The sequence below is a fragment of the Halomicrobium zhouii genome (assembly GCF_900114435.1).
GTDB classification, from domain to species: Archaea; Halobacteriota; Halobacteria; order Halobacteriales; family Haloarculaceae; genus Halomicrobium; species Halomicrobium zhouii.
Map to the genome: position 1 here is coordinate 177,741 of NZ_FOZK01000001.1, position 22,083 is coordinate 199,823.

Annotated in this window: 23 protein-coding genes; 6 read left to right on the forward strand and 17 right to left on the reverse strand. The window is 68.0% G+C overall.

The window, feature by feature from the left end:
* Window positions 1-144: 144 nt before the first annotated feature.
* The 10 genes from BM337_RS00915 to BM337_RS00960 all read right to left on the reverse strand — a co-directional run bounded on the left by BM337_RS00915 (window position 145) and on the right by BM337_RS00960 (window position 10,544).
* Window positions 145-1,110: a hypothetical protein gene (locus BM337_RS00915; RefSeq protein ID WP_218155500.1), complete on the reverse strand. Its 966-nt coding sequence runs from the start codon at window positions 1,108-1,110 to the stop codon at window positions 145-147.
* A gap of 328 nt (window positions 1,111-1,438) precedes the next feature.
* The gene (argF, locus tag BM337_RS00920; protein WP_089813011.1) at window positions 1,439-2,326 is read right to left on the reverse strand and encodes an ornithine carbamoyltransferase; all 888 of its coding nucleotides are present in this window, start codon (window positions 2,324-2,326) and stop codon (window positions 1,439-1,441) included.
* 2 nt (window positions 2,327-2,328) lie between these two features.
* Entirely contained in the window at window positions 2,329-3,405 is a 1,077-nt protein-coding gene (locus BM337_RS00925; protein WP_089813013.1) for a [LysW]-lysine hydrolase, read from the reverse strand.
* Window positions 3,402-4,529 (reverse strand): aspartate aminotransferase family protein, encoded by a 1,128-nt coding sequence (locus BM337_RS00930; protein WP_089813015.1) that lies wholly within the window; start codon window positions 4,527-4,529, stop codon window positions 3,402-3,404. Before BM337_RS00930 ends, BM337_RS00925 begins: the two co-directional genes overlap by 4 nt.
* Window positions 4,526-5,374 carry an acetylglutamate/acetylaminoadipate kinase gene (locus tag BM337_RS00935; RefSeq protein WP_089813017.1) on the reverse strand — a complete coding sequence of 283 codons (849 nt, stop codon included), beginning with the start codon at window positions 5,372-5,374 and terminating at the stop codon, window positions 4,526-4,528. The genes BM337_RS00930 and BM337_RS00935 overlap by 4 nt, the downstream gene beginning before the upstream one ends.
* A gap of 18 nt (window positions 5,375-5,392) precedes the next feature.
* Window positions 5,393-6,430, reverse strand: coding sequence for an N-acetyl-gamma-glutamyl-phosphate reductase (gene argC / locus BM337_RS00940; protein WP_089813019.1), 1,038 nt, complete (start codon window positions 6,428-6,430; stop codon window positions 5,393-5,395).
* Window positions 6,427-7,323: a lysine biosynthesis protein LysX gene (gene lysX, locus BM337_RS00945; RefSeq protein WP_089813020.1), complete on the reverse strand. Its 897-nt coding sequence runs from the start codon at window positions 7,321-7,323 to the stop codon at window positions 6,427-6,429. Before lysX ends, argC begins: the two co-directional genes overlap by 4 nt.
* Window positions 7,324-7,359: 36 nt before the next feature.
* Window positions 7,360-7,524 carry a lysine biosynthesis protein LysW gene (gene lysW / locus BM337_RS00950; protein ID WP_089813023.1) on the reverse strand — a complete coding sequence of 55 codons (165 nt, stop codon included), beginning with the start codon at window positions 7,522-7,524 and terminating at the stop codon, window positions 7,360-7,362.
* 190 nt (window positions 7,525-7,714) lie between these two features.
* Window positions 7,715-9,208 carry an argininosuccinate lyase gene (gene argH / locus BM337_RS00955; RefSeq protein WP_089813025.1) on the reverse strand — a complete coding sequence of 498 codons (1,494 nt, stop codon included), beginning with the start codon at window positions 9,206-9,208 and terminating at the stop codon, window positions 7,715-7,717.
* A 4-nt stretch (window positions 9,209-9,212) separates the two neighbouring features.
* Window positions 9,213-10,544 carry an argininosuccinate synthase gene (locus BM337_RS00960; protein ID WP_089813027.1) on the reverse strand — a complete coding sequence of 444 codons (1,332 nt, stop codon included), beginning with the start codon at window positions 10,542-10,544 and terminating at the stop codon, window positions 9,213-9,215.
* 333 nt (window positions 10,545-10,877) lie between these two features.
* Between BM337_RS00960 and BM337_RS20865 the strand changes: the two genes are divergently transcribed.
* Both BM337_RS20865 and BM337_RS00965 read left to right on the forward strand, forming a co-directional pair.
* Window positions 10,878-11,048: a DUF7554 family protein gene (locus BM337_RS20865; protein ID WP_177227101.1), complete on the forward strand. Its 171-nt coding sequence runs from the start codon at window positions 10,878-10,880 to the stop codon at window positions 11,046-11,048.
* 88 nt (window positions 11,049-11,136) lie between these two features.
* Entirely contained in the window at window positions 11,137-11,646 is a 510-nt protein-coding gene (locus BM337_RS00965) for a 2'-5' RNA ligase family protein (RefSeq protein ID WP_089813030.1), read from the forward strand.
* 45 nt (window positions 11,647-11,691) lie between these two features.
* Here BM337_RS00965 and BM337_RS00970 read toward each other — a convergent pair whose 3' ends face one another.
* On the reverse strand, window positions 11,692-12,042 hold the full coding sequence (locus tag BM337_RS00970) for a hypothetical protein (protein WP_089813032.1): 351 nt from the start codon (window positions 12,040-12,042) through the stop codon (window positions 11,692-11,694).
* Window positions 12,043-12,202: 160 nt separating this feature from the next.
* Here BM337_RS00970 and BM337_RS00975 point away from each other — a divergent pair, with 160 nt between their 5' ends.
* The 3 genes from BM337_RS00975 to BM337_RS00985 all read left to right on the forward strand — a co-directional run bounded on the left by BM337_RS00975 (window position 12,203) and on the right by BM337_RS00985 (window position 17,434).
* A complete protein-coding gene (locus tag BM337_RS00975; protein WP_089813034.1) occupies window positions 12,203-12,625 on the forward strand; it encodes a PPC domain-containing DNA-binding protein in 423 nt (140 codons plus the stop codon).
* Window positions 12,626-16,219: a DNA polymerase II large subunit gene (locus BM337_RS00980; protein WP_089813036.1), complete on the forward strand. Its 3,594-nt coding sequence runs from the start codon at window positions 12,626-12,628 to the stop codon at window positions 16,217-16,219.
* Between the two features lie 204 nt (window positions 16,220-16,423).
* Entirely contained in the window at window positions 16,424-17,434 is a 1,011-nt protein-coding gene (locus BM337_RS00985; RefSeq protein WP_089813039.1) for a WD40/YVTN/BNR-like repeat-containing protein, read from the forward strand.
* A 35-nt stretch (window positions 17,435-17,469) separates the two neighbouring features.
* Here BM337_RS00985 and BM337_RS00990 read toward each other — a convergent pair whose 3' ends face one another.
* The 5 genes from BM337_RS00990 to BM337_RS01010 form a co-directional block, all read right to left on the reverse strand.
* Window positions 17,470-18,147, reverse strand: a complete 678-nt coding sequence (locus BM337_RS00990; RefSeq protein WP_089813041.1) for a DNA methyltransferase — start codon at window positions 18,145-18,147, stop codon at window positions 17,470-17,472.
* A gap of 44 nt (window positions 18,148-18,191) precedes the next feature.
* On the reverse strand, window positions 18,192-18,923 hold the full coding sequence (locus BM337_RS00995) for a CPBP family intramembrane glutamic endopeptidase (RefSeq protein ID WP_089813043.1): 732 nt from the start codon (window positions 18,921-18,923) through the stop codon (window positions 18,192-18,194).
* Window positions 18,924-18,929: 6 nt separating this feature from the next.
* Window positions 18,930-19,148 (reverse strand): helix-turn-helix transcriptional regulator, encoded by a 219-nt coding sequence (locus BM337_RS01000; protein WP_089813045.1) that lies wholly within the window; start codon window positions 19,146-19,148, stop codon window positions 18,930-18,932.
* Window positions 19,145-19,567: a DUF2178 domain-containing protein gene (locus tag BM337_RS01005; protein WP_089813047.1), complete on the reverse strand. Its 423-nt coding sequence runs from the start codon at window positions 19,565-19,567 to the stop codon at window positions 19,145-19,147. The genes BM337_RS01000 and BM337_RS01005 overlap by 4 nt, the downstream gene beginning before the upstream one ends.
* A 154-nt stretch (window positions 19,568-19,721) precedes the next feature.
* The gene (locus BM337_RS01010; protein WP_089813049.1) at window positions 19,722-20,135 is read right to left on the reverse strand and encodes a hypothetical protein; all 414 of its coding nucleotides are present in this window, start codon (window positions 20,133-20,135) and stop codon (window positions 19,722-19,724) included.
* Between the two features lie 230 nt (window positions 20,136-20,365).
* On the opposite strand from BM337_RS01010, the gene BM337_RS01015 reads away from it, so the two are divergent.
* Window positions 20,366-21,544, forward strand: a complete 1,179-nt coding sequence (locus tag BM337_RS01015) for an aspartate kinase (RefSeq protein WP_089813051.1) — start codon at window positions 20,366-20,368, stop codon at window positions 21,542-21,544.
* A 29-nt stretch (window positions 21,545-21,573) separates the two neighbouring features.
* Here BM337_RS01015 and BM337_RS01020 read toward each other — a convergent pair whose 3' ends face one another.
* A complete protein-coding gene (locus BM337_RS01020; protein WP_089813053.1) occupies window positions 21,574-22,056 on the reverse strand; it encodes a hypothetical protein in 483 nt (160 codons plus the stop codon).
* Window positions 22,057-22,083: the final 27 nt, after the last annotated feature.

Consider the following 22,083-nt stretch of genomic DNA (forward strand, 5'->3'; position numbering starts at 1 on the left):
ATTTAAGTTTAGGGTATCGCCCGACACTTCTCGGTTCGTAATTAACGTTCTCGTCCCCTCTGGTCCCGGGATCGGGGACGCTGTTCCCTGGAAGAGAACGGGGCCCCGGGCGAGATACCGGGAGGTGGCGTCGCCTCGCGACGACTAGCAGCCCCCGTCGAATCCCCGGACCGTTATCGCGACGGCGTCCCGACCCGGAACGTCCCGGACGCCGTAGGTCCTCGGCCACGGACCGGTCCCGTGGGCGTCTTCTGGCTGTGGGACCGGCCGCTCGTGGGTAGCGGAGAGGCCCGTCAGATACGCCCTCGTGACCATCGGCTCGACGAAAGAGAGTTCGGCGACGCCGTCGCCGTCCGCGTCGTGGACGCCCCAGATGAGCGTATTCGCGAACGGGTCGCCGTGAAACTCCGGCGCATCGGGGTTCACCAGGTGTTCGCCCATGTCGGTGACGACGGCGGGACCACCGACCTTCGGGTCCGGCGCCCGCGAGAAGCCCTCCGGTATCCGGGTCGTGGGCACGTCGTGGGTCGCCCGTCGCAAGCCCTCGATGGCGTCGACGGTGGCCATCGGCAGCGCGTGGAAGTGGACGTCGAAGTGAGGAACACCGTAGACGTCCGGCGGCGGATGCCCGCCGGGGTTCCAGTTCAGCCCGAGAAACCTGATAGACGTCTCCTCGACGTCCGGGAAGGGGACGAAGAACTCCAGCGAGCGCTTCCCGTGTATCGTCGTCGCCAGTCCGTCGGGCCCGTACTTGTCGTCGTACCGGTCGCAGTCCGCGAGGGCCGCCGCCGACGGTAAGTCGTCGAGTGCTGCGCGGTCGATCAGGACGCCCAGGACGCGCGTCCCCGACGCAGTCTCCGTCGTGAACGTCCGCGCCTCACCGCCCCCCAGATTCACCGAGGGACCCCACTCGGTGCGCGACCTGGGTGGGAAGGCGCCACAGTCGTCGCCCGCCGCTGCGTCCCGCTCGCTTCCACTGGCACTCGCGAGTCCGACCGTCCCGAGCGGTGCGGTCGCGAAGGCCGTCCGGACGAACCGTCGCCGGCCGACCCGCCAGTTCGTTCGATGCTCGATCCGCTCGCCGTCCGTAGCCGTGGATTCTCGGACCATAATTTCCCGCGACGCCGGCCGATTCGTCGTCGGCCGCGCCAGTGACACCGACTCCCACGGCCACCATTCCTGTTACGGAAACAGAACTATTTGGAAATTAATAACTCTACCACTCCTCGAAAAACCACTCCTCGAAAAATCTGGACCGGAAAAGCTGGCCTCACTCCGTTCGGCCAGTAGACTAGCTCTGCGCCGCCAGCCACGCAAGCAACCCCTCCCGAGCCACCTTTTTCTTCGTCGGGTTTCCTCGCTCACTGCGTTCGCTGCGGGAACCTCTCCTCGAAAAACGTGGGCGAAAAAGGCGGACCTCACTTCGTTCGGTCCGTTCCTACCCTTGCGCCGCCAGCCAGGCCAGCAACCCTTTCTGGGCGTGCAGCCGATTCTCCGCCTGGTCCCAGACGATGGCGTTGTCGCTCTCGATGGCGGCGTCGGTGACCTCCTCGCCGCGGTGGGCGGGCAGGCAGTGCATCAGCGTGCGGTCACCGAGCACGTCGGGGGATATCTGGAAGCCGTCGAAGGCCTCCAGCTTCTCGCTGCGCTCGTCTTCCTGGCCCATGCTGACCCAGACGTCGGTGTAGACGACGTCCGCGTCGGCGATGGCGGCGTCGGGGTCGTGGGTCGTGGCGGGGGCGTCGCCGACCGATTCGGCCCGGTCGAGGACGCTCTCGTCGACGCCGTAGCCCTCCGGCGTCGCGACGGTCAGGTCGAGGCCGGTCATCGCCGCGCCGAGGGCAAAGGACTGGCAGACGTTGTTGCCGTCGCCGACCCAGGCGACCCTGACCTCGTCGAAGTCGCCGAAGTGCTCGCGGATGGTGAGCAGGTCGGCCAGCGTCTGGCAGGGGTGGGCGTCGTCGGTGAGCCCGTTGACGACTGGGACGTCGGCGTACTCGGCCAGTTCTTCGACGTCCGCGTGGTCGAAGACGCGCGCCATCAGGAAGTCGACGTACCGGGAGAGCGCCCGGGAGGTGTCCTTGACGGGCTCGCCGTGGCCCAGGTGGATGTCGTCCGGGCCGAGGAAGACGGCGTGGCCGCCCAGCTGGGTCATGCCGGTCTCGAAGGAGACCCGGGTCCGCGTCGAGGGCTTCTCGAAGACCATCCCCAGCGTCTGGCCGGTGAGACGGTTCTCCCCGCCAAGCGACTTGATAGTCGCCGCGCGGTCCAGCACGTCGGTCAGTTCGTCGGTCGTCAGGTCGTCGACGTCGAGGTAGTGCTGCATGGTCAGTCCTCCAGCAGGCGGTCGGTGACGTCCTCGAGGACGGCGACCGAGCGGTCGTACTCGTCGAGGACGATGTGTTCGTTCGGCGCGTGGTCGAGGTCGGAGTCGCCGGGGCCGTACGTGACCATCGGGCAGTCCCAGGACTGGGCGAAGACGTTCATGTCGCTGGTCCCGGTCTTGCGCAGCAGGGTGGGGTCGCCGCCCTGCTGGCGGATGGCCGCGCGGAAGGCACGGGCGACGCTGGTCCGCGGGCTCTGCATGACGGGTTCGACCTTGTCGTCCCAGTGGACGGTACCGTTGGTCAGGTGGCCGTCGGCGATCTCGCGGATTTCCTCGGTGGTGTACTCCGGGGGGACCCGAAGCTGGACGTCCATCGTCGCCTCGACGGAGAGGCCGTCGTCGGAGATGCCTCCGTCCATCGAGACGGGCTTGGTCGTGACGCGCTCGAAGACGGGGATCCAGTCGTCGGGCTCGAACTCCTCGTCGACGGCGGCCCACCAGTCGATGGCGTCCTGAATGGCGTTGTTCTCGGGGCGCGAGGAGTGGCCCGACTCCGAAGTGGCGACGTAGGTGCCCGCGAGCAGGCCGCGGTACCCCAGCGTGATCCCCTCCCAGCCGGAGGGCTCCCCGTTGATCACGGCGTCGGGCTCGGCCTCGCGGTCCTCGACGAGGAAGCGCCCGCCGCGGGAGTCGACCTCCTCGCCGACGACGCCGACAAAGCTGGCGCCGGTGCGGACGGCGGCGACCGCCATCGCACACAGCGGCCCCTTGGCGTCGACCGACCCGCGGCCCCACAGCTCCGCCTCGCCCTCGTCGTTCTCCTCGACGCGGACGGGGATGTCGCCGGGGACGGTGTCGATATGGGACGTGAGGAGGACGCCGTCGTCCGCGGGCGCGCGGACGTTGCCGACGTCGTCGAGCCAGGCCTCGCGGCCGTGGTCCTCGAAGAACTCGACGAGGCGCTCGGCGGCCTCCCGTTCGTCGGGCGTGACCGAGGGGATGCGGACGACCGCCTCCAGGAGGTCGCGGGCCTCCTCGTCGCTGACGGTGGCGGTACTCTCGGCCGCCTCGCTGCTCATCCTATCACCTCGACGAGGGCCTCGACGACCTCGTCGGCCTGGTCCTGCGTGACGGTCAGCGGCGGGAGCAGGCGAACGACGGTCCGGCCGGCGGGTAGCGCGAGAATCTGGTGGCTCATCGCGAGCTGTTTGAGGTAGCGCATCGCCCCCCGTTTCACCTCGACACCGACCATCAGCCCCTCGCCGCGGACCTCGCGCACGTCGTCGCCGAGTTCCGCCTCCAGGCGCTCCTGCAGGTAGTTCCCGACCGATTCGGCGTGGGCGGGGACGTCCTCCTCGACGATGGTCTGGACGGTGGCGTTGGCTGCAGCGGAAACGACGGGGCCGCCCGAGAACGTCGAGGCGTGGCTCCCGTACTCCTCGGCGATCCAGTCGCGACACAGCGTCGCGCCCATGGGGAACCCGTTGGCGAGTCCCTTGGCGCTCGTGATCATGTCCGGGACGACGCCGGTCTGCTCGCAGGCCCACAGCGAGCCCGTGCGGCCCATCCCGGTCTGGACCTCGTCGAATATCAGCGCCGCGCCCGCTTCTTCGGTTGCCTCCCGGGCCGCTTCGAGGTACTCGGCGGAGGCGGGGTTGATCCCGCCCTCGCCCTGGACGGGCTCGACGATGACGGCGGCCGTCTCGTCGTCGACGGCCTCGGCCATTGCCTCGGGGTCGTCGTAGGGAACGAACTCGAAGTCGCCAGCCAGGGGCTCGTAGGGCTTCTTGTACTTGCTCTTCCAGGTGGCCGCGAGCGAGCCCATGGTGCGCCCGTGGAAGCTCTGCATCGCGGCGATTATCTTCGAGTTGCCCGTCGCGCTGCGGGCGAACTTGAGCGCGGCCTCGTTGGCCTCGGTGCCCGAGTTGCAGAGCCACACCTTGCCGATCGGATCGGGCGCCGACTCTGCCAGCGTCTCGTACAGTTCGGTGCGGGCGGAGTTGGGATACGACGCCTGGACGTAGGTCAGCTTGTCAATCTGTGCTTTCGCAGCGGCGTCGACGGCGTCGTGACGGTGCCCCAGCGGGACGCAGGCGTAGCTCGCGCCCATGTCCAGGTACTCGGTACCGCTGTCGTCGTAGAGGTAGGCGCCGTCGCCCTCCTCGATCTGAATGGGTTTCTCGTTGAAGACGAATCCAGTCATTGTTCGGCCTCCTCGCGGTCTGCGAGTGCATCCTGCAACAGGTGCGTCCCGTCACCGTCGAGCGCCGAGAGGATGGGTTCGTCGGCGTTCGCGTCCGCGACGACGACCTCCGGCGAACCGCCGTCGAGGGCCTCCTCGGCGGCCATGACCTTGCGGCCCATGAACCCCTCGGCGGCGTCCTCAAGGTCTTCCCACTCCTCGCCCGTCTCGACCGACTCGATGAGCGTCTCGGAATCGTCGGGGTCCGCGTAGATGCCCTCGACGTCGGTCAGCAGGACGAGCGTCGCGTCCAGCGCGGCGGCGATGGCCGCGGCGGAACGGTCGGCGTCGGTGTTGACTGGCAGGATTTCGTCGTCGTCTTTCCCGGCCATCGGCGGCGAGGCCACCGGCGTGTACCCGCCGTCGAACAGCGATTCGAGCAGGTCGACGTTGACCTCGCGGATGGTTCCGGAGTGGTCGCCGCGCTTGATCTTCTTCTTGCCGTCCTCGACGACGCGGACGGCGGACTTGCGGGGGCCGTGCAGCAGCTTCCCGTCCACGCCGCTGAGGCCGACCGCGTCGACGCCCTGGCTCTGTAGACCGGCGACGAGCTGGGTGTTCAGGTGGCCGAACACCATCTCGAACACCTCCATCGTCTCCTCGTCCGTGAATCGACCGACGACGCCCGACGGCGTCTCGACGTAGGTCGGCTCGATGCCGAGCCGTTCGAGCGTGTCGTCGACGGCGGTCGAACCGCCGTGGACCACGACCACGTCTTCTCCGTCCTCAACGAGCGAACTGACGTCAGCGAGCGCTCCAGCGGGGTCGACCGCACGAGCGCCACCGACTTTGATAACGATTGTCATGCGAAAATCACCTCCAGCTTACGGCGCGCCGACAGGGTGGAAGCCGGTAAAGTCCAGGCCCGCCGTCTCCTCGAGACCGAGCGCGACGTTGGCGGCGTGGACAGCCTGGCCGGCCGACCCCTTCATCATGTTGTCGATGGCCGAGAAGACGACGAGGCGCCTGTTCGCGGCGTCGACCTCGAAGCCGACCTCGGCGAAGTTGGTGCCCGCGACGGCCTTGGGCTCGGGGTAGCGGTAGACGCCACCGCCGCCCGAGGCCATGCGGACGAACGGTTCGTCCTCGTAGCTCCCGCGGTAGGCCCCCCACATGTCGCCCTTCGAGACGGGCCCGTCGGGGAAGATATGGCACGTCGCCGCGGCGCCGCGGATCATGTCCACCGCGTGGACGGTGAAGGAGACGTCGACGCCGAGGAACTGCTCGATCTCGGCCTCGTGGCGGTGGCCCGTGGGCGCGTACGGGCGGACGACGCCCGAGCGCTCGGGATGGCTCGAGGCTTCGCCGCCGCCGGCGCCGCCCTCCGAGGAGCCGACCTTCACGTCGACGACGATCTGTTCGTCGCCGGAGAGGATGTCGTGTTCGAACAGGGGCAACAGGCCCATGATCGTCGCCGTGGCGTTGCAGCCGCCGGAGGCGATCAGGTCCGCGCCGGGCAGGTTCTCGCGGTTCAGTTCGGGGAGCGCGTACTCAGACTCCGCCAGCAGTTCCGGGCGCGTGTGCCCGTCGTACCACTCGTCGTACTGCTCTTCCGAGTCGAGGCGGAAGTCCGCCGAGAGGTCGACGACGGTGTCCGCGGCGTCCTGGAAGGCGTCGACGTGCTCCATCGAGACGCCGTGGGGCGTCCCGGCGAACAGCACGTCCACGCTCTCCAGGTCCTCCGGGCTGGTGAAGCGGAGATCCAGGTGGCGGAGGTTGGGGTGGGAGTGGCCCACCGTCTTGTTCTCCTTCGAACGACTCGTGGCCTGTGCGATCTCGAACTCGGGGTGACCGTCGAGGATGCGGAGGAGTTCGCCGCCGGTGAAGCCGGAGCCGCCGACGACAGAGGCGGTGTACGTCATGCGCTCACCTCGCCCGCTTCTGCTTCTTCCTCGACCTTGGTCTCCAGCCAGTCGACGACCTTCGCGGGCACGTCGACGTCGGTGACCTCGGAGAGGGCCTTGAACTCGACCGTGTGGTTGACCTCGTGGACGGTGTAGTCCTCGGGGTTCCCGTCCTCGTCGACGCCGGTCTCCATCAGGTCGATACCCAGGAGGCCGCCGCCGACGGAGTCGCTGGCCTTCTCGACGAGTTCCAGCGCGCGGTCGTCGAGTTCGAAGGTGTCCGTGTCGGCGCCCTTCGCGGCGTTGGTGAGCCAGTGTTCGGACTCGCGCACCATCGCGGCGACGGGCTCGCCGTCGGTGGCCAGCACGCGGATGTCGCGGCCGGGCTTGTCGACGAACTCCTGGACGTAGAAGATCTTGTGCTCGTAGTGGCCCAGGGTCTCCTTGTGTTCGAGGATGGCCTCGGCGGCGTCCTTCGAGTCGATCTTGGCCATCAGGCGACCCCACGAGCCCACGACGGGCTTGAGGACGCAGGGGTAGCCGAACTCTTCGATGGACGCCATGGCGGCGTCCTTCGTGAACGCCACGTCGGTGTTGGGCGTCGGGACGCCGGCCTCCACGAGCGCGAGACTGTTCTTGACCTTGTCGGCGCATATCTCGGCGGTCTCGGGTCCGTTGACCACGGGAATGCCGTAGGCCTCGACGAACTTCGTCGCGTAGACGGAGCGACTCGTCGCGAGACAGCGGTCGACGACGACGTCCACGCCGTCGAAAATCTCGGGCGGGTCCTCGATGTTGAACTGCTGTTTCCGGACGTCGATCTTGGTGACCTCGTGGTCACGCTCGCGAAGCTCGTTGAGCAGGAGCTTCTCGTCCTGGCGGATGCGCGAATAGAGTATTCCTACGTTCATTTTTGTCTCTGTGCGGCGAGAGTAGTCACGACGGACTTACTCTCCCCAGTCTTCCTCGAGCTCGGGCGCGGAGTCGAGCTCGACGGGGTCGACGCCGATCACTTCGAGCTCGGCGCCGCAGGTGGAACAGTCGACGATCTCTCCGACTTCGAGGTCCTCGTGCAGGGAGACTTCGGCCCCACACTCGACGCATTCTGGCATTGTACTCGCAATTCGATCAGCGACCCACTTAAAGCCTTCGAACTTATCAGAATGGATTAGTAACGCGTACTACCGTCTAACGGTCAGAAAGTGGACTTTACAGCAACACGGCGACATCCTATATCAGGAATATGGTAGTATCTCCCCTCGCGGGGATGGTCGGATCGGTGGTCGCCGGAGGAGCCCCTTCTCACACATGGCTCTCCACCTCCGTCTGGAGCGTCTCGGCGGCGGATTCGACCGCTTCCCGTTCGGCGACGACGGCGTCGCGGTGGTCGTCCAGCGCCTGTTCGGCCGCCGACAGTTGTTCGGTCACGGCGTCGGCGGCGGGTCCGCCACGGGAGTCGCGCATCGCGACGCTGGCTTCGGGGTCCAGCGCCTCCTCGACGGCCGACCGATCGACGTGGACGTCGAGGGGCTCGCCCAGAACGTCCTGGGCGACGGCGTCGAGATCCTCGTAGGACGGCGCATGCCCCTCGAACTCCCGGCCCGCGACGGTCGCGACGACCTCGTGGGCGGTGCGGAACGGAATGCCCGCTTTCGCCAGCAGGTCGGCGACGCCCGTGGCCGTGGAGAACCCCTCGCCGGCCGCTGCGGCCAGCACGTCCTCGGGCCACTCGGCGGTCGCCACCGCGCCGGTCGCCACCTCGACGCTCTCGGTGACGGCGTCGACCGCGCCCCAGACGTGGGTGGTCGCGCGCTGCAGGTCGCGGTTGTACGCGCGGGGCAGCCCCTTCAGCGTCGTGAGCAGGCCGTTCAGCCCGGCCGTCGCGTCGCCGGTGCGCCCGCGCACGAGTTCCATCGTGTCGGGGTTCTTCTTCTGGGGCATGATCGACGACGTCGAGGCGTACTCGTCGGCCACCTCGACGTGGCCCTTGCTGGCGAAGCCGATGACGTCCTCCGCCATTCCCGACAGCGTCGTCGCGAGGGTGGCGAGCGCGGCGTTGGTCTCGACCAGGAAATCGCGCGTCGAGACGGCGTCCATCGAGTTCTCGACCACGCCGTCGAATCCCAGCAACTCTGCCGTGCGCTCCCGGTCGACGTCGTAGGGGACGCCGCCGAACGCGCCGGCGCCCAGCGGATTCTGATTCACTCGCCCGTAGGCGTCCAGCAGGCGTTCGGTGTCGCGGGCCAGCGCCTGCTCGTAGGAGGCGACCCAGTGGCCCACCGTCGTCGGCTGGGCGGGCTGGAGGTGGGTGTAGCCGGGCATCACGGTGTCCGTGTGGTCCGCCGCGACGGCCACCAGCTCCTCGCGGGCCTCCACGACCGTCTCGATGGTATCGAGCAGGTCCTCGCGGAGGCGGTAGCGGATGTCCGCGGCTACCTCGTCGTTGCGCGAGCGCGCGGTGTGCATCTTTCCGCCATCCGAACCGACGCGGTCGATGACCGCCGACTCGATGGCCTCCTGGACGTCTTCGCCGTCGGGGAGCGCGCCGTGGCCGTCGGCCTCGATGTCGTCCAGCGCGCGCAGAATCTCGCCGACGGTGTCGTCTTCGACGATGCCCTGTTCGGCGAGCATGACGACGTGGGCGCGGTCGACGGCCAGGTCGGCGTGGAAGATGCGCTCGTCGGCCTCGAGCGAGGAGAGGAACGCGCGGGCGGGGCCGCCGCTGAAGCGGTCGCGGCGGACGGCCGTCTCCCGTCCCGCGTCGTTCGCGCCGGTCTGGTCCTCTCCGTCGCTCATCTGTCTATTCCTCCGAGTCGTGGTCGACCGCGCTCTCGCTCACGGCTTCGCCGTTCGCGTTTTCCGCGGTCTCGCTCCCGTCGGTCGCTCCGACCGCGCTAATCCCCGATCCGTCCGTCACGGCCTCGCTCTTGCCCTTTGCCTTCTCTAGCACCTTGTTCGCCAGGCGGGACTGGAAGCCGTGGTACTTGGCGACGCCCGTGGCGTCTTCCTGGGTGATGGAGCCGGTGACGGCCTCCTCGTTGAACGAGGCCGCCGACTCGCTGTAGACGGAGTACGCCGACTCGCGGGAGACGGCGCGACAGTGGCCGCCTTCGAGCTTCACCGTGACGGAGCCCGTGACGCGCTCGTTGGTCTCGTCGATGAACGCCTCCAGCGCGCCCGTGAGGGGTGCGTCGACGAGGCCCTGGTACCCCTTCTGGGACCACTGTTGGTCGACCTGCTGTTTGAACTCGCGCTCCTCGGCGGTGAGGACGAGCCCTTCGAGCGCTTCGTGAGCCGTCAGCAGCACCGTCGCGGCGGGGTGCTCGTAGTTCTCGCGCACCTTGAGGCCGAGCATGCGATCTTCCATCATGTCCGTGCGACCGACGCCGTGGGCGCCGGCCTGCTCGTTGAGCCGTTCGATGAGTTCGACGGAGCCGAGTTCCTCGCCGTCGACGGCGACGGCCTCGCCGTCCTCGAACTCGATGTCGACGAGTTCCGCGTCCTTGCCCGACGGATTTTCGGTCCAGAGGTAGATGTCGTCCTCCGGAATCGTGGCGGGGTCTTCGAGTTCGGAGCCCTCGATAGAGCGGCTCCAGAGGTTCGTGTCGATGGAGTAGCGGCCGCCGTCGCCGCCCTCGACGGGCAGGCCCTTCTCCTGGGCGTACTCGTTCTCCCACTCGCGGGTGAGGCCGAGTTCGCGGACGGGGGCGATGACCTCCAGGTCGGAGTCGCGCCACACCGCCTCGAAGCGGAGCTGGTCGTTCCCCTTGCCGGTGCAGCCGTGGGCGATGGCGGCACAGCCCTGTTGCTCGGCGACGTCGAGGATGGCCTTGGCGATGACCGGGCGCGCGAGCGCGGTGCCCAGTGGGTAGCCCTGGTAGTCGGCGTTGGCCTTGACCGCCTGGAGGCAGAGGTCGGCGAACTCCTCGGTGGCGTCGACGACGTAGTGGTCGAGGCCGAGCGCCTCGGCCGTCTCCTCGGCCTCGTCGAACTCGTAGCTCGGCTGGCCGACGTCGACGGTGACGCCGATGACGTCGTCGTAGCCGTACTCTTCTTTCAGCAGCGGGACGCAGACCGTGGTGTCGAGCCCGCCGGAGAAGGCGAGCGCGACGGTGCCGTTTCCGTCTGTCATGATTGGTGTGTGGGTGTAGCGTGTGGTGTGTCTGTCGATTCAGCTGTCCGCTCGACAGACGACGAGCGGTGCTTGGAAGCGAGACGAACCGGAGGACGAGGGGTGAAGTAGTGGTGGGCCTAGAAGAGGGCCCGTCGCCGTGGTCGCGGAAGAAGACGCGCAGACCCGCTGGTGGCGACCGATCGGACGCCAGCAACGCGGGTCTGACTCATGTACCTCGGGGTATCACGGATTCGTACTAATAGCTTGCGAGATCAGCCCGGCATGCGGTGGTATGACACTCCTCACTCGCCGGCCACAAAGCTTGTCGTGGCCCACCACCGACCGGCGGACATGCTCGACGACGTCCCGGTAGAGACGCTCCTGAAGGTGGTACTGGTCCTCGTGATCGTCTGGATCGCACTCGACATCGTCTCCGAACTGGTGTTCGAACTGCTCGGGCCGTTCCGCCCGCTCGTGGGACTGCTCATCATCGCCCTGGTCGTCGTCTGGTGGCTGGACTGAGGATCGCGGCGGGCGTGTCCGGATTTCGGGCGACGATTCCCGACGCGTAATCGCGTCGCTTTTGCCGACTGATACCCTCCCGACAGACGTGTTCAGCCTCAACGTCCCGGTTCCGAGCGAGGTGGCACGTCTGGCGAGCGACCTCGCCCTGGAGATTCCGGGCGCCGAGGAGCGCTCGCGCGGGCGCCACACGCTCGTGGTCAAGCGCCTCGGCACGGGCGGCTACGAGTCTTACCACGCGATGGAGGCCCGCGTCCGGGAGCTGCTTTCCGGCCAGCCCGCCTTCGCCGCCAGGGTGGACGGCATCGACATCTTCCAGGAGGCCACGAACGGCTCCTCGCCGGTGATCTACCTCACTGTCGAGAGTCCCGGGCTGTGGGACCTCCACGAGCGCCTGTGCGCGGAGTTCGGCGCGCTCGACGGGCTGGAGGGCGCGGACTACGACCCCCACGTCACCATCGCCCGGGGCGGGCCGATGGACGCCGCGAGGCGGATGTGCGACAGGGAGATAGAGCCGGTGGAGTGGCGCGTGGAGGCACTCTCCTTCCTCGACGCCCAGCGCGGCCACGAGGCCAGTCGCATCTCGCTCCCGGCCTGACCGCGCTCGGCGCTGAACTGTGCCCGTTCTCTCCCGTCGTCACTCTCAGGCCGGTAACTCGGAGAGCCGGTCGTCGTCGCTGACGAACTCCCGGACCGTCTCGACCTCGACGTCGAGTTCGTAGGCCGGCCGACCCTTGCCGACGGGTGAGGTCCGCTCCGGACGGTTGCCGGTCACCAGCCCCCGGTCCTCCAGAGTCCGGCAGGCCCTGACGAGATCCCCCTCCGTGAGCCGGCTGCCGACCACGGTTTCGAGTTCTTCGAGCCGGCCGCGACACGCCTGGAGGACGTCCGTCGCCTGGGCCGGCGTCCGGTCCGCCCGATCCAGTTCGGCGAGTTCGTGCAGGACGAGCCGCTCGGTCACCGAGGTCGAGTCCAGCGACGTGGTGTCTGGCATACGTCACCATAGGACGCGAAGCGCTATACCTCTTGCCGACGGGGAGGGGCCAGGACCGGCGTCCGACCCGTCGACGGGCCCCGTCTATCCGTCGGACGCGACGACGGTCCCCGGGTCCGTGGCGGTAGCCTTTTGATAACCGACTCCGTCTCATTCGCGTATGGATTACCGCGAGGTCGAGGCGACTCGAGAGTTCGTCTGCACGCTCGACCACGGGGGCGACTGGCGCGCCCAGATCGAGACCTTCGCCGCCGACGAGGGGATCGACGCGGCCTTCTTCACCGGCCTCGGCGCGGTGCAGGACGCGGAGATCATGTTCTACGACCAGGAGACGATGGAGTACGACTCCATGGTGTTCCCCGAACCGCTGGAGGTGGCCGCCTGCGTCGGCAACGTATCGATGCTGGATGGAGAGCCGTTCGCCCACACGCACGCGGTCCTCTCGCGCCCTGACGGCGAGGCCATCGCGGGCCACCTCAACAGCGGCACCGTCTGGGCCGGCGAGTTGCACGTCCGCGCGTTCGAGGACTCGCTCGTTCGGGAACACGACGAGGCGACCGACCTGGACCTCTGGGAACTATAGATGCGGGAGGCCGACGAGCAGTACTTCGAACGGCTCGAATCCGACCTCGACGACGCCTTCGAGGTCGCGAAGGCCGCCCGCGAACGCGGCGGCGACCCCACGAAGGACGTCGAGATTCCGACCGCCCGCGACATGGCCGACCGCGTCGAGAACATCCTCGGCATCGAGGGGGTCGCAGCGCGCGTGCGCGAACTCGAAGGCGAGATGTCCCGGGAGGAGGCCGCCCTGGAACTCGTCGAGGACTTCGTCGAGGGCGAGGTCGGTGACTACGACTCCGACGCCGGCAAGATCGAGGGGGCAGTCAGGACCGCAGTCGCCCTGCTCACCGAGGGTGTCGTCGCCGCCCCCATCGAGGGGATCGACCGCGTCGAGGTGCTCGACAACGACGACGGCACGCAGTTCGTCAACGTCTACTACGCCGGTCCTATTCGCTCTGCCGGCGGGACCGCCCAGGCCCTCTCTGTCCTGGTCGCCGACTACGCCCGCGCCCTGCTCGGCATCGACCAGTACAAGGCCCGCGACGAGGAGATCAACCGCTACGCCGAGGAGATCGACCTCTACGACAAGGAGACGGGCCTCCAGTACTCGCCCAAGGAGAAGGAGAGCAAGTTCATCGCCGAGAACATGCCGATCATGCTCGACGGCGAGGCCACGGGCGACGAGGAGGTCTCTGGCTTCCGCGACCTGGACCGCGTCGACACCAACTCCGCCCGCGGCGGGATGTGTCTCGTCGCCGCGGAGGGGATCGCGCTGAAAGCGCCAAAGATCCAGCGCTACACCCGGAACCTCGACGAGGTCGACTGGCCGTGGCTCCAGGACCTCATCGACGGGACCATCGGCAAGGACGACGACGGCGACGACGAGGCGGACGGTGAGGACGGCGACGCAGCGGACGGGGAGGAAGCCGAGGGCGGGGAAGCGGGCGACGAAACGGAGGACGACGCCGACGACTACCCCACTTCGCCCCGCGTCGACCCCGCCAAGAAGTACCTCCGGGACCTGATCGCTGGCCGCCCCGTCTTCTCACACCCCTCGAACGCCGGGGGGTTCCGCCTGCGCTATGGCCGCTCGCGCAACCACGGCTTCGCGACGGCGGGGGTCCACCCGGCGACGATGCACCTCGTCGACGACTTCCTCGCCACCGGCACGCAGATCAAGACCGAACGGCCGGGCAAAGCGGCCGGCGTGGTCCCGGTCGACTCCATCGAGGGGCCGACCGTCCGCCTGGCCAACGGCGACGTCCGCAGGATAGACGACCCCGAGGAGGCACTCGAGGTCAGGAACGGCGTCGAGAAGATCCTGGACCTCGGCGAGTACCTCGTCAACTACGGCGAGTTCGTCGAGAACAACCACCCGCTCGCGCCCGCCTCCTACACCGTCGAGTGGTGGCGCCAGGAGTTCGAGGCGGCCGGCGCCGACGTCCAGGCCATGGCCGACGACGTCCACGTCGACCTGGCGGACCCCTCTGCCGACGAAGCCATGGAGTGGGCCCGGGAGTACGACGCGCCGATCCACCCCGAGTACACCTACTGCTGGCACGACGTGAGCGTCGGCGAGGTGAACGCGCTCGCGACGGCCGTCGAGAACGCCAGGGTCGCGCAAACGGATGGTGCCGTGGCCGCGGACCCGGCGTCGACGCAGGGCGGCGACCTCGTCCTCCCGCGCTCCGAGACGGTCCGGAAAGCCCTCGAACACCTGCTCGCCGAGCACACCCAGCGCGAGGACGACCTCGTCGTCCCGGACTGGCGTCCGCTCGTCGCGACGCTGGGATTCGACCTGGACTCGCTGGACCGCGACTGGACCGTCGGCGACCTCTCCGAACGCGCTCGCAACTACGACGGCGGCGACAACGCCATCGAGGCGATCAACGAGGTCGCCCCCTTCGAGGTTCGCGAGCGAGCGCCGACCCGCATCGGCAACCGGATGGGCCGGCCGGAGAAGTCCGAGAGCCGCGACCTCTCGCCGGCGGTCCACACACTCTTCCCCATCGACGAGGCCGGCGGCGCCCAGCGCTCGGTCAGCGACGCGGCCTCCCACGCCGAGGAGATGAACGACCGCCAGGGCATCGTCGACGTCGAGATCGCTCGCCAGCGCTGTACTGACTGCGGCGAGGAGACGTTCCGCGCGCGCTGTCCCGACTGCAACGGGCTCACCGACGCCGTCTACGAGTGCCCCGACTGCGACCGCGAGGTCGAACCCGACGAGGCCGGCATGGCGGAGTGTCCCTCCTGCGAGACGGGCGCGTACCCCACCCAGTACACGGAGATCGACGTCGGCGAGGAGTTCCGGAACGCGCTGGAGTCGGTCGGCGAGCGCGAGACGGCCTTCGACATCGTCAAAGGCGTCGAGGGGCTGATGTCCGCGGAGAAGGTCCCCGAGCCGATGGAGAAGGGGATCCTCCGGGCCAAACACGACGTCACGGCGTTCAAGGACGGCACCGTCCGCTACGACATGACGGACCTGCCCGTGACGGCGGTCCGTGCGACGGAACTCGACGTCACCGTCGACCAGCTCCAGTCGCTCGGCTACGAGACCGACGTCCACGGCGACCCGCTCCGACACGACGACCAGCTGGTCGAACTCAAGGTCCAGGACGTCGTCCTCTCCGACGGCGCGGCCGAGCACATGCTCAAGACCGCCGACTTCGTCGACGACCTGCTGGCACAGTACTACGGCCTCGAACCCTTCTACGACCTCGACGACCGCGAGGAACTCGTCGGCGAACTCGTCTTCGGGATGGCGCCACACACCAGCGCGGCGACAGTTGGGCGAGTTATCGGATTTACGACAGCAGCGGTCGGGTACGCGCATCCGTACTTTCACGCCGCGAAACGCCGAAATTGCGACGGTGACGAGGATTGTGTGATGCTTCTAATGGACGGATTGTTGAATTTCAGTAAATCATTCCTTCCTGACAAGCGTGGCGGGAAGATGGACGCACCCCTCGTCATGTCCTCCCGCATCGACCCCTCGGAGATCGACGACGAGGCCCACAACATGGACATCATGTGGGAGTACCCGAAGGAGTTCTACGAGGCCACCCGCGAGATGGCCGACCCCGGCGAGGTCGAGGACGTCATGAAGATCGCCGAGGAGACGCTCGGGACCGACCGCGAATACACCGACTTCGCGCACACGCACGACACCTCGAACCTCGCCGCCGGACCGGATCTGTCGGCCTACAAGACGCTGGGGTCGATGACCGACAAGATGGACGCCCAGCTCGCGCTCTCCCGGAAGCTCCGGGCCGTCGACGAGACTGACGTCGCCGAGCGGATCATCGAGTACCACTTCATGCCGGACATCATCGGCAACCTCCGGGCGTTCTCGCGCCAGGAGACTCGCTGCCTGGACTGCGGCGAGAAGTACCGCCGGATGCCGCTGTCGGGCGAGTGCCGGGAGTGTGGCGGCCGCGTCAACCTCACCGTCCACGAGGGGTCCGTGACGAAGTACATCGACACCGCGACGGAGGTGGCCCACGAGTTCGGCTGCCGCGAGTACACCAAGCAGCGCCTGGAGATTCTGGAGCGTTCCATCGAGCGCGTCTTCGAGAACGACCACAACAAGCAGAGCGGGATTGCCGATTTCATGTGAAACGACCTTTTTTCGTGGGGGGCATCGCGCTCGCCTCCGGCGAGCGCTCAACCCCCCACAAAAAACGTCGATGAAAAAAGCGGCCCTCACCGCGTTCGGGCCGGGGAAACCGCGCTCGCTTCGCTCGCGCGGTACATTTTTCCGCTCTCCAAACTGGAATTGGTTCAGCGATCACTTTTGTGGCTGCTGGCCGCAGAATCTCGCATGCTCCTCGTCGGTAGCGACGACGGCGTGTACGCACTGCCCGGGCCGGACGAATCAGCGGACGTCACGGATCGACTCACCTCGGCGGGTGAAGCCGACGGATCGAGCGGCGTCGTCAAGACCCTCTCGTCGGGTCGCGCGATGCGCCTCCGGCAGTTCGACGGGCTCCCGGGCGTCTTCGCGGCGACGGCGAGCGGGCTGATACACTCGCCCGACGGCGACAATTGGATCGGTCTGGGCGTGCCCGAGCCAAAGGTGTACGCCGTCGGAGCGACGCTCGACGGCGAGCGTCTCTACGCGGGGACGCGGCCGGCCGCCGTCTACGCGACAGACGTCTTCGTCCCCGGCGATAGAGCCCCCACTGTCGACTGGCGGGAACTCGATGGGTTTCAGGACCTGCCGTCACGGGAGGAGTGGCGACTGCCGCGCCACGAAGACCTGGCACAGGTCCGGGACGTGACGGCCGACCCCGCGGACCCGGACCGGGTCGTCGCCGGCGTCGAGGTTGGCGGCGTCCACGTTAGCGACGACCGCGGGGAAACCTGGACAGAGCGCAGGAGCGACGTGAACGACGACGTGCACGAACTCCACGTGGTCGGCCCCGGGGAGTACGTCGCGGCGACGGGCTTCGGACTCTTCCGGACGCGCGACGCCGGCCAATCCTGGACGCGGCTGGACGAGGCGGTCGACCAGCGGTACTTCCGACGGGTGTTTTCGCTGGGGGAGACGGTCTACGCGGCCGGTGCGCTCGCCAGTTCGGCGTCGTGGGACGACCCAGACGCCGACCCGGCGTTGTTCGCGGTGCGAGACGACGCGTTGACGCAGGTCGGTATCCCGGACGAGGCCGGGACAGTGACCGGGATGGCGGCCGTCGACGGCGATCTCGTCGCGGCCACCCACCGCGGGTCGCTGTTCGCTGTGCGCGGAAACGAGGTACAGCGGTTCGGCGCGTTTCCGGTACCCGACGACGCGACCGGTAGCTACACGCCCGTGGCGTGGTTGCCGGAGTGAGCGACTAGTTGAGTGAGATGGCGCGGTGAACCCACTCAGGTAGCCGCGCCCGGCTTCGAGAACCGCAGCACGTAGTTGTGGTCGAACCCGGTCCCGTCGACACCGTCAGGTCCGGGTTCCCCCTCCGTCTCCCACGCGACGACGACTTCCCCGTCGAAGTCGAGGGGCTCGCCGATGGCGTCCGCGAAGTCCCAGGCGAGCGTCGTCACCTGCCCGTCGACGTCGAAGGTCGTCGCGTCGACGAGCGCGACGCCGTCCGGGGCGAGACAGTCCGCGATATCGACGAACACGTCGACCATATCGTCGAGATACTGTCCGTAGTCGCTCTCGCCGTCGTAATTCTGGAGCGGGTTGGTCTCCATTCCCTCGACCATCCACGGCGGGGAGGTGAGAACGCAGTCGACTGGCGGCAGGTCGAGCTCGCCGAGTTCGCGGGTGTCGCCGTGGACGAGGTTCCCGCCGTGACCGCCGCGTTCGCGGATATACTCTACTCGCTTCCGCTCGTACTCGACGCCGTGGGCCTCGCGGTCCATCTCGCTGGCGACCCGGAGCGTCGTCCCGAACCCGGCGAAGGGGTCGAGGACGACGTCGCCCGGTTCGGTGAACTCCGCGAGGAACCGGTCGACGACCGCCGGTGGCGATCTGACCTCGTCGTCGGCCCACTCCGGGAGGTCGGCGGGGAAGTCGTAGTCGACGTGGACGACCGTTCGCATGGGCGGTGGTCCGCGGGCGTCGGTAAATGTCTCGTGGTACCCTGTCACAGCGCAACGAGCGACGCTGTCGCGAGGAAGTTCGCGAGGAGGTGGGTGACGGTGCTGGCCGTCGTTCCCCAGCGGGCACGCAGACCGCAGAGGACGAACGCGAGGACGACGAGTGAAGCTACCCGGGCAGGTGGCGCGGCGAGGTCGACGACGAGGTGCTTTCCCGCGAACGCCAGTGCGGTGACGACGACGGCGGCGTACGTGCCGTAGGATTCAGTGAGCGCGGTCTGGATGACGCCGCGCCACGCGAGTTCTTCGGTGATCGGGACGACGATACCGTTGCCCAGGAGAAAGGCGACGAGGACCCACGTCGGGAGGCCGGTGCGGAAGCCGGTACTCTGGGCCGCTTCGGGTGGTATCGCGACGCTGCCGACGGCGACGAGGGCGAGCAGAGCGGCCAGGTAGAGCACGAAGTAGACGACCAGACCGCCGACGCCGGCACCGACCGTCCGGAGGGACGTCTCGTACGCCCAGTTCGGGCGGTGAATCCCGACCCGGGTTCCCCACCAGGCGATGAACCCGGCGATCAGGGGGAACGCCAGCGCGAGCATCAGCGGGTCCCCGGCGCCAGGGGTTCCGAGCGCCTCCGCGACGACGGGACCGAGCCCCCGGCGGAAGGCGAATTCGAGCGCGACCCAGACGAGTATCGCAGCGCTACCGAACGCGACGAGGGTCCTGTCGGACGATGCGGCGAGTCGGTCGGTCGTGGGTGTTGTGATGTCGGGCATGGGTTCTCAGCGGGGACGGAACTCGTCGGGCTCGAAGGCGGGGTCGAACAGGTCCTCGACGGCGCACTCGAAGAAGGCGGCCAGTTTGAACGCCAGTTCCAGCGACGGGTCGTAGCGGTCCCGTTCGATGGCGTTGACCGTCTGGCGACTGACGCCGACGGCCGCGGCCAGGTCGGCCTGGCTCAGGCCGGCGGCCTCGCGGCGCGCCGGGAGGTCGTTGTTCATGACCGGTAGCGGAGCCAGCCGTAGGCGACGGCGAAGGTGACGAACAGCGCGAAGTACCCCCACAGCGCGCCCCAGACGACGGCGGGCACCTCGTAGGCACCGACGTAGGTCAGGATGCGCGCTGCAGACGCGCCGAGGACCAGCACCGGTGCGAAGACGTTCAGCGTGAGGTGGGCCGCCCGCTGCTCCAGGGCGACGTCGCGTTCGTCGAACAGCTGTACTGGCGTCGCCAGCCAGACGGCGACGAAGCCGGCGATGCCGGCCCAGTAGACGACTTCGCCGACGAGCGGGTACTCGAGCGCTCTGAGCAGGAGGCTTAGCGCGACGCCGGCGGCGATGGAGCCGACCATCAGCCAGCGGTAGCGACGGCGCTTTGCGAGCAGTTCGTGCCGGTTCCGTCCGGTCGGTGTCGTCGACATGGGTGGCGTTGGGTCCGCCGCGTAAAGCGGACTTTACAGTAAAGGGAGCTTTACACCTACTTGGTTCTGTCGGTGAGGCGACGTGTGCGCTGGTTGGGCGGTATCGTGCGGTCAGAACCGGGCGGTCGTCCGACGCGGTGGCGAGCGGACGGCGCTACTGTTCGGCCTTGCTCGGTTCGAGCCGGTACCGGGTGGTCTGTTCGCCCTCGAAGCGCGGGCCTGGGCCGCTCCGTTCGAAGCCGGCGTCCTCCACGGCCTCGCGGACGTCGTCGTCCGTTTCGGCGACCAGTAGCTCGACGGCCATCCCCTCGCGCCGGGCGAACCGGACTGGCTCGTCGAGCAAGCGGCCGCAGGCCTCGCCCGTCCCGCCGAGCTGGGTCACGTGGACGGTGGCGTCGCGGGCGTCGAAGCTGACGAGGCCGAGCGTCTCCTCGTTCTCGTCGTCGGTCGTCTCGACTGCGACTCGCACCGTCCGGTCGTGGACGAGGTTCCGCATCACGTCCGGCGGGCTGTCCGCGATGTCGGCCATCCGCTCGGCGTCGGCTTCCACGGCGTCCCGAATCTCCATGTCGTGTCGGTCGGTGGCGAGGCAAATAAACGGTTGGCCGTCCGGGAACCGCCCCCCTCGCTGCGCTTCGATTCCGCTGAACGCCGTTCTGCTTCCACGACTTAGACGGTGGCTAGATCCGGGAAGCGCGCGATACCCGCCTCCCCCTGCCGAAAAAGATGGACACAGTTATCCCGGGCGCCGGGCAACGGGGGGTATATGAGTCACGCACGCACGCGCCGGGTGATGGCATGCGGGTAGTCGCGAAGTTCGGCGGGACGAGCCTCGGGAGCGGCGACCGGATCAACCGGGCCGCCGACTCCATCGCCACCGCCGTCGAGAAAGGTCACGAAGTCGCCGTCGTCGCCTCGGCGATGGGCAACACCACGGACGAACTGCTCGAGGACATCGAGTACGAGGCCGAGGATTCTGACCGCGCCGAGATCGTCAGTATGGGCGAACGAACCTCCGTCCGGATGCTCAAGGGCGCACTCGCCTCCCGGGGCATCGACGCGATGTTCCTCGAACCAGGCAGCGAGGAGTGGCCGATAATCACTGACGCCTACGGCGAGGTCGACGTCGACGAGACGATGCGGCGCGCGAACGCCCTCGCGGGACAGCTCCAGAACGTCGTCCCCGTCATCACCGGCTTCCTCGCCCAGGACCTGCAGGGCAACGTCACCACGCTGGGTCGCGGCGGGAGCGACACCACGGCCGTCATGCTGGGCAACTACATGGACGCCGACGAGGTCGTCATCGTCACCGACGTCGAGGGCGTCATGACGGGCGACCCCCGCGTCGTCGAGGGCGCCCGCAACGTCGGGAAGATCTCCGTCGACGAACTGCGCTCGCTGTCGTTCCGCGGCGCCGAGGTGGTCGCCCCCTCGGCCCTCTCGTACAAGGACAAGGATCTCGCCGTCCGCGTCGTCCACTACCAGCACGGCGACCTGCTCGCCGGCGGTACCTCCATCGAGGGCGAGTTCCAGAACCTCATCGACCTCCAGGAGGACCGGCTCTCCTGTGTCACCGTCGCCGGCCGTGCCATCCGCAACAGCCCCGGCATCCTCGGGGACCTCGCCAGCGCCATCGGCGAGGAAGGGATCAACATCGACGCCAACTCCTCCGGGATGGACTCGCTGACTTTCTACGTCAACAGCGAGGACTCCGACGACGTCGAGGCCCTGCTCCACGACCGCGTCGTCGAAGAGGACGCCCTGTCTTCGGTCACCGTCGAGGACGACATCGCCGTCGTCCGCGTCACCGGCGGCGAACTGCCGAACCAGCCCGACACCGTCAAGCGCGTCGTCGACCCCATCTCGAACGCCCACATCACCCTGTACGACGTGATCACCTCGGCGACCTCCGTGTCCGTGTTCGTCCCCTGGGACGACCGCGAACAGGCCCTCCAGCTCGTCCAGGGAGTCTTCTAATCTGCAGTTCACTCGCGCGATCCGCCGCTTCAGTTCGTTCTCTCGTTTCCGGCTCCGGTCTCGGATCCCGCTTTGTCGACGAACAGCGAGCCGTAGGTCATCGCAGCGACGACGATCCCACCGAGTCCCACAATCGTCAGGCGGGCCCTGTCCATCGGTTCGACGTCGACGACCGGGACGGCCGCGAACGCGCCGACGCCGACGAGCAGGGCCACGACGATTATGACCCTGTCCCAGCGCTCGTCGTAGTCGATCTGTGCGACGCGGTACATCCAGAACTCCTCCGGGGGGCGCCGTCGTCGCTCGATCCCCTCACTCGTCCGGACCGCGCGGTAGTGGTTCCGGGCCCGGGACAGGCGCAATCCGACCGCGCCACCGAGGACCAGGCCAGTGAGCGCGTGATCGAACGCACTGCTCGTCGCGGCGAGGATCACGCCGAGGAGCGTCGGCACCGCTACCAGCGCGAGCCGTTCGGCCGTGTCGCGGCGGGGGAGGGGTGTCTCGTCGGTCATGTGTCGAGCGGGCGGGGCGTGTCGGCC

Excerpts from the sequence above, each read along its gene's own strand:
- argC (WP_089813019.1), bottom strand. The coding sequence starts at position 6,430 with ATGACGTACACCGCCTCTGTCGTCGGCGGCTCCGGCTTCACCGGCGGC.
- BM337_RS00925 (WP_089813013.1), bottom strand. The coding sequence starts at position 3,405 with ATGAGCAGCGAGGCGGCCGAGAGTACCGCCACCGTCAGCGACGAGGAG.
- BM337_RS20865 (WP_177227101.1), top strand. The coding sequence starts at position 10,878 with ATGCTCGACGACGTCCCGGTAGAGACGCTCCTGAAGGTGGTACTGGTC.
- BM337_RS00975 (WP_089813034.1), top strand. The coding sequence starts at position 12,203 with ATGGATTACCGCGAGGTCGAGGCGACTCGAGAGTTCGTCTGCACGCTC.
- BM337_RS00935 (WP_089813017.1), bottom strand. The coding sequence starts at position 5,374 with ATGACAATCGTTATCAAAGTCGGTGGCGCTCGTGCGGTCGACCCCGCT.
- argH (WP_089813025.1), bottom strand. The coding sequence starts at position 9,208 with ATGAGCGACGGAGAGGACCAGACCGGCGCGAACGACGCGGGACGGGAG.
- BM337_RS00960 (WP_089813027.1), bottom strand. The coding sequence starts at position 10,544 with ATGACAGACGGAAACGGCACCGTCGCGCTCGCCTTCTCCGGCGGGCTC.
- BM337_RS00970 (WP_089813032.1), bottom strand. The coding sequence starts at position 12,042 with ATGCCAGACACCACGTCGCTGGACTCGACCTCGGTGACCGAGCGGCTC.
- lysX (WP_089813020.1), bottom strand. The coding sequence starts at position 7,323 with ATGAACGTAGGAATACTCTATTCGCGCATCCGCCAGGACGAGAAGCTC.
- lysW (WP_089813023.1), bottom strand. The coding sequence starts at position 7,524 with ATGCCAGAATGCGTCGAGTGTGGGGCCGAAGTCTCCCTGCACGAGGAC.
- BM337_RS00990 (WP_089813041.1), bottom strand. The coding sequence starts at position 18,147 with ATGCGAACGGTCGTCCACGTCGACTACGACTTCCCCGCCGACCTCCCG.
- BM337_RS01000 (WP_089813045.1), bottom strand. The coding sequence starts at position 19,148 with ATGAACAACGACCTCCCGGCGCGCCGCGAGGCCGCCGGCCTGAGCCAG.
- argF (WP_089813011.1), bottom strand. The coding sequence starts at position 2,326 with ATGCAGCACTACCTCGACGTCGACGACCTGACGACCGACGAACTGACC.
- BM337_RS01005 (WP_089813047.1), bottom strand. The coding sequence starts at position 19,567 with ATGTCGACGACACCGACCGGACGGAACCGGCACGAACTGCTCGCAAAG.
- BM337_RS00995 (WP_089813043.1), bottom strand. The coding sequence starts at position 18,923 with ATGCCCGACATCACAACACCCACGACCGACCGACTCGCCGCATCGTCC.
- BM337_RS01010 (WP_089813049.1), bottom strand. The coding sequence starts at position 20,135 with ATGGAGATTCGGGACGCCGTGGAAGCCGACGCCGAGCGGATGGCCGAC.
- BM337_RS00915 (WP_218155500.1), bottom strand. The coding sequence starts at position 1,110 with ATGGTCCGAGAATCCACGGCTACGGACGGCGAGCGGATCGAGCATCGA.
- BM337_RS00980 (WP_089813036.1), top strand. The coding sequence starts at position 12,626 with ATGCGGGAGGCCGACGAGCAGTACTTCGAACGGCTCGAATCCGACCTC.
- BM337_RS00930 (WP_089813015.1), bottom strand. The coding sequence starts at position 4,529 with ATGACTGGATTCGTCTTCAACGAGAAACCCATTCAGATCGAGGAGGGC.
- BM337_RS00985 (WP_089813039.1), top strand. The coding sequence starts at position 16,424 with ATGCTCCTCGTCGGTAGCGACGACGGCGTGTACGCACTGCCCGGGCCG.
- BM337_RS01015 (WP_089813051.1), top strand. The coding sequence starts at position 20,366 with ATGCGGGTAGTCGCGAAGTTCGGCGGGACGAGCCTCGGGAGCGGCGAC.
- BM337_RS01020 (WP_089813053.1), bottom strand. The coding sequence starts at position 22,056 with ATGACCGACGAGACACCCCTCCCCCGCCGCGACACGGCCGAACGGCTC.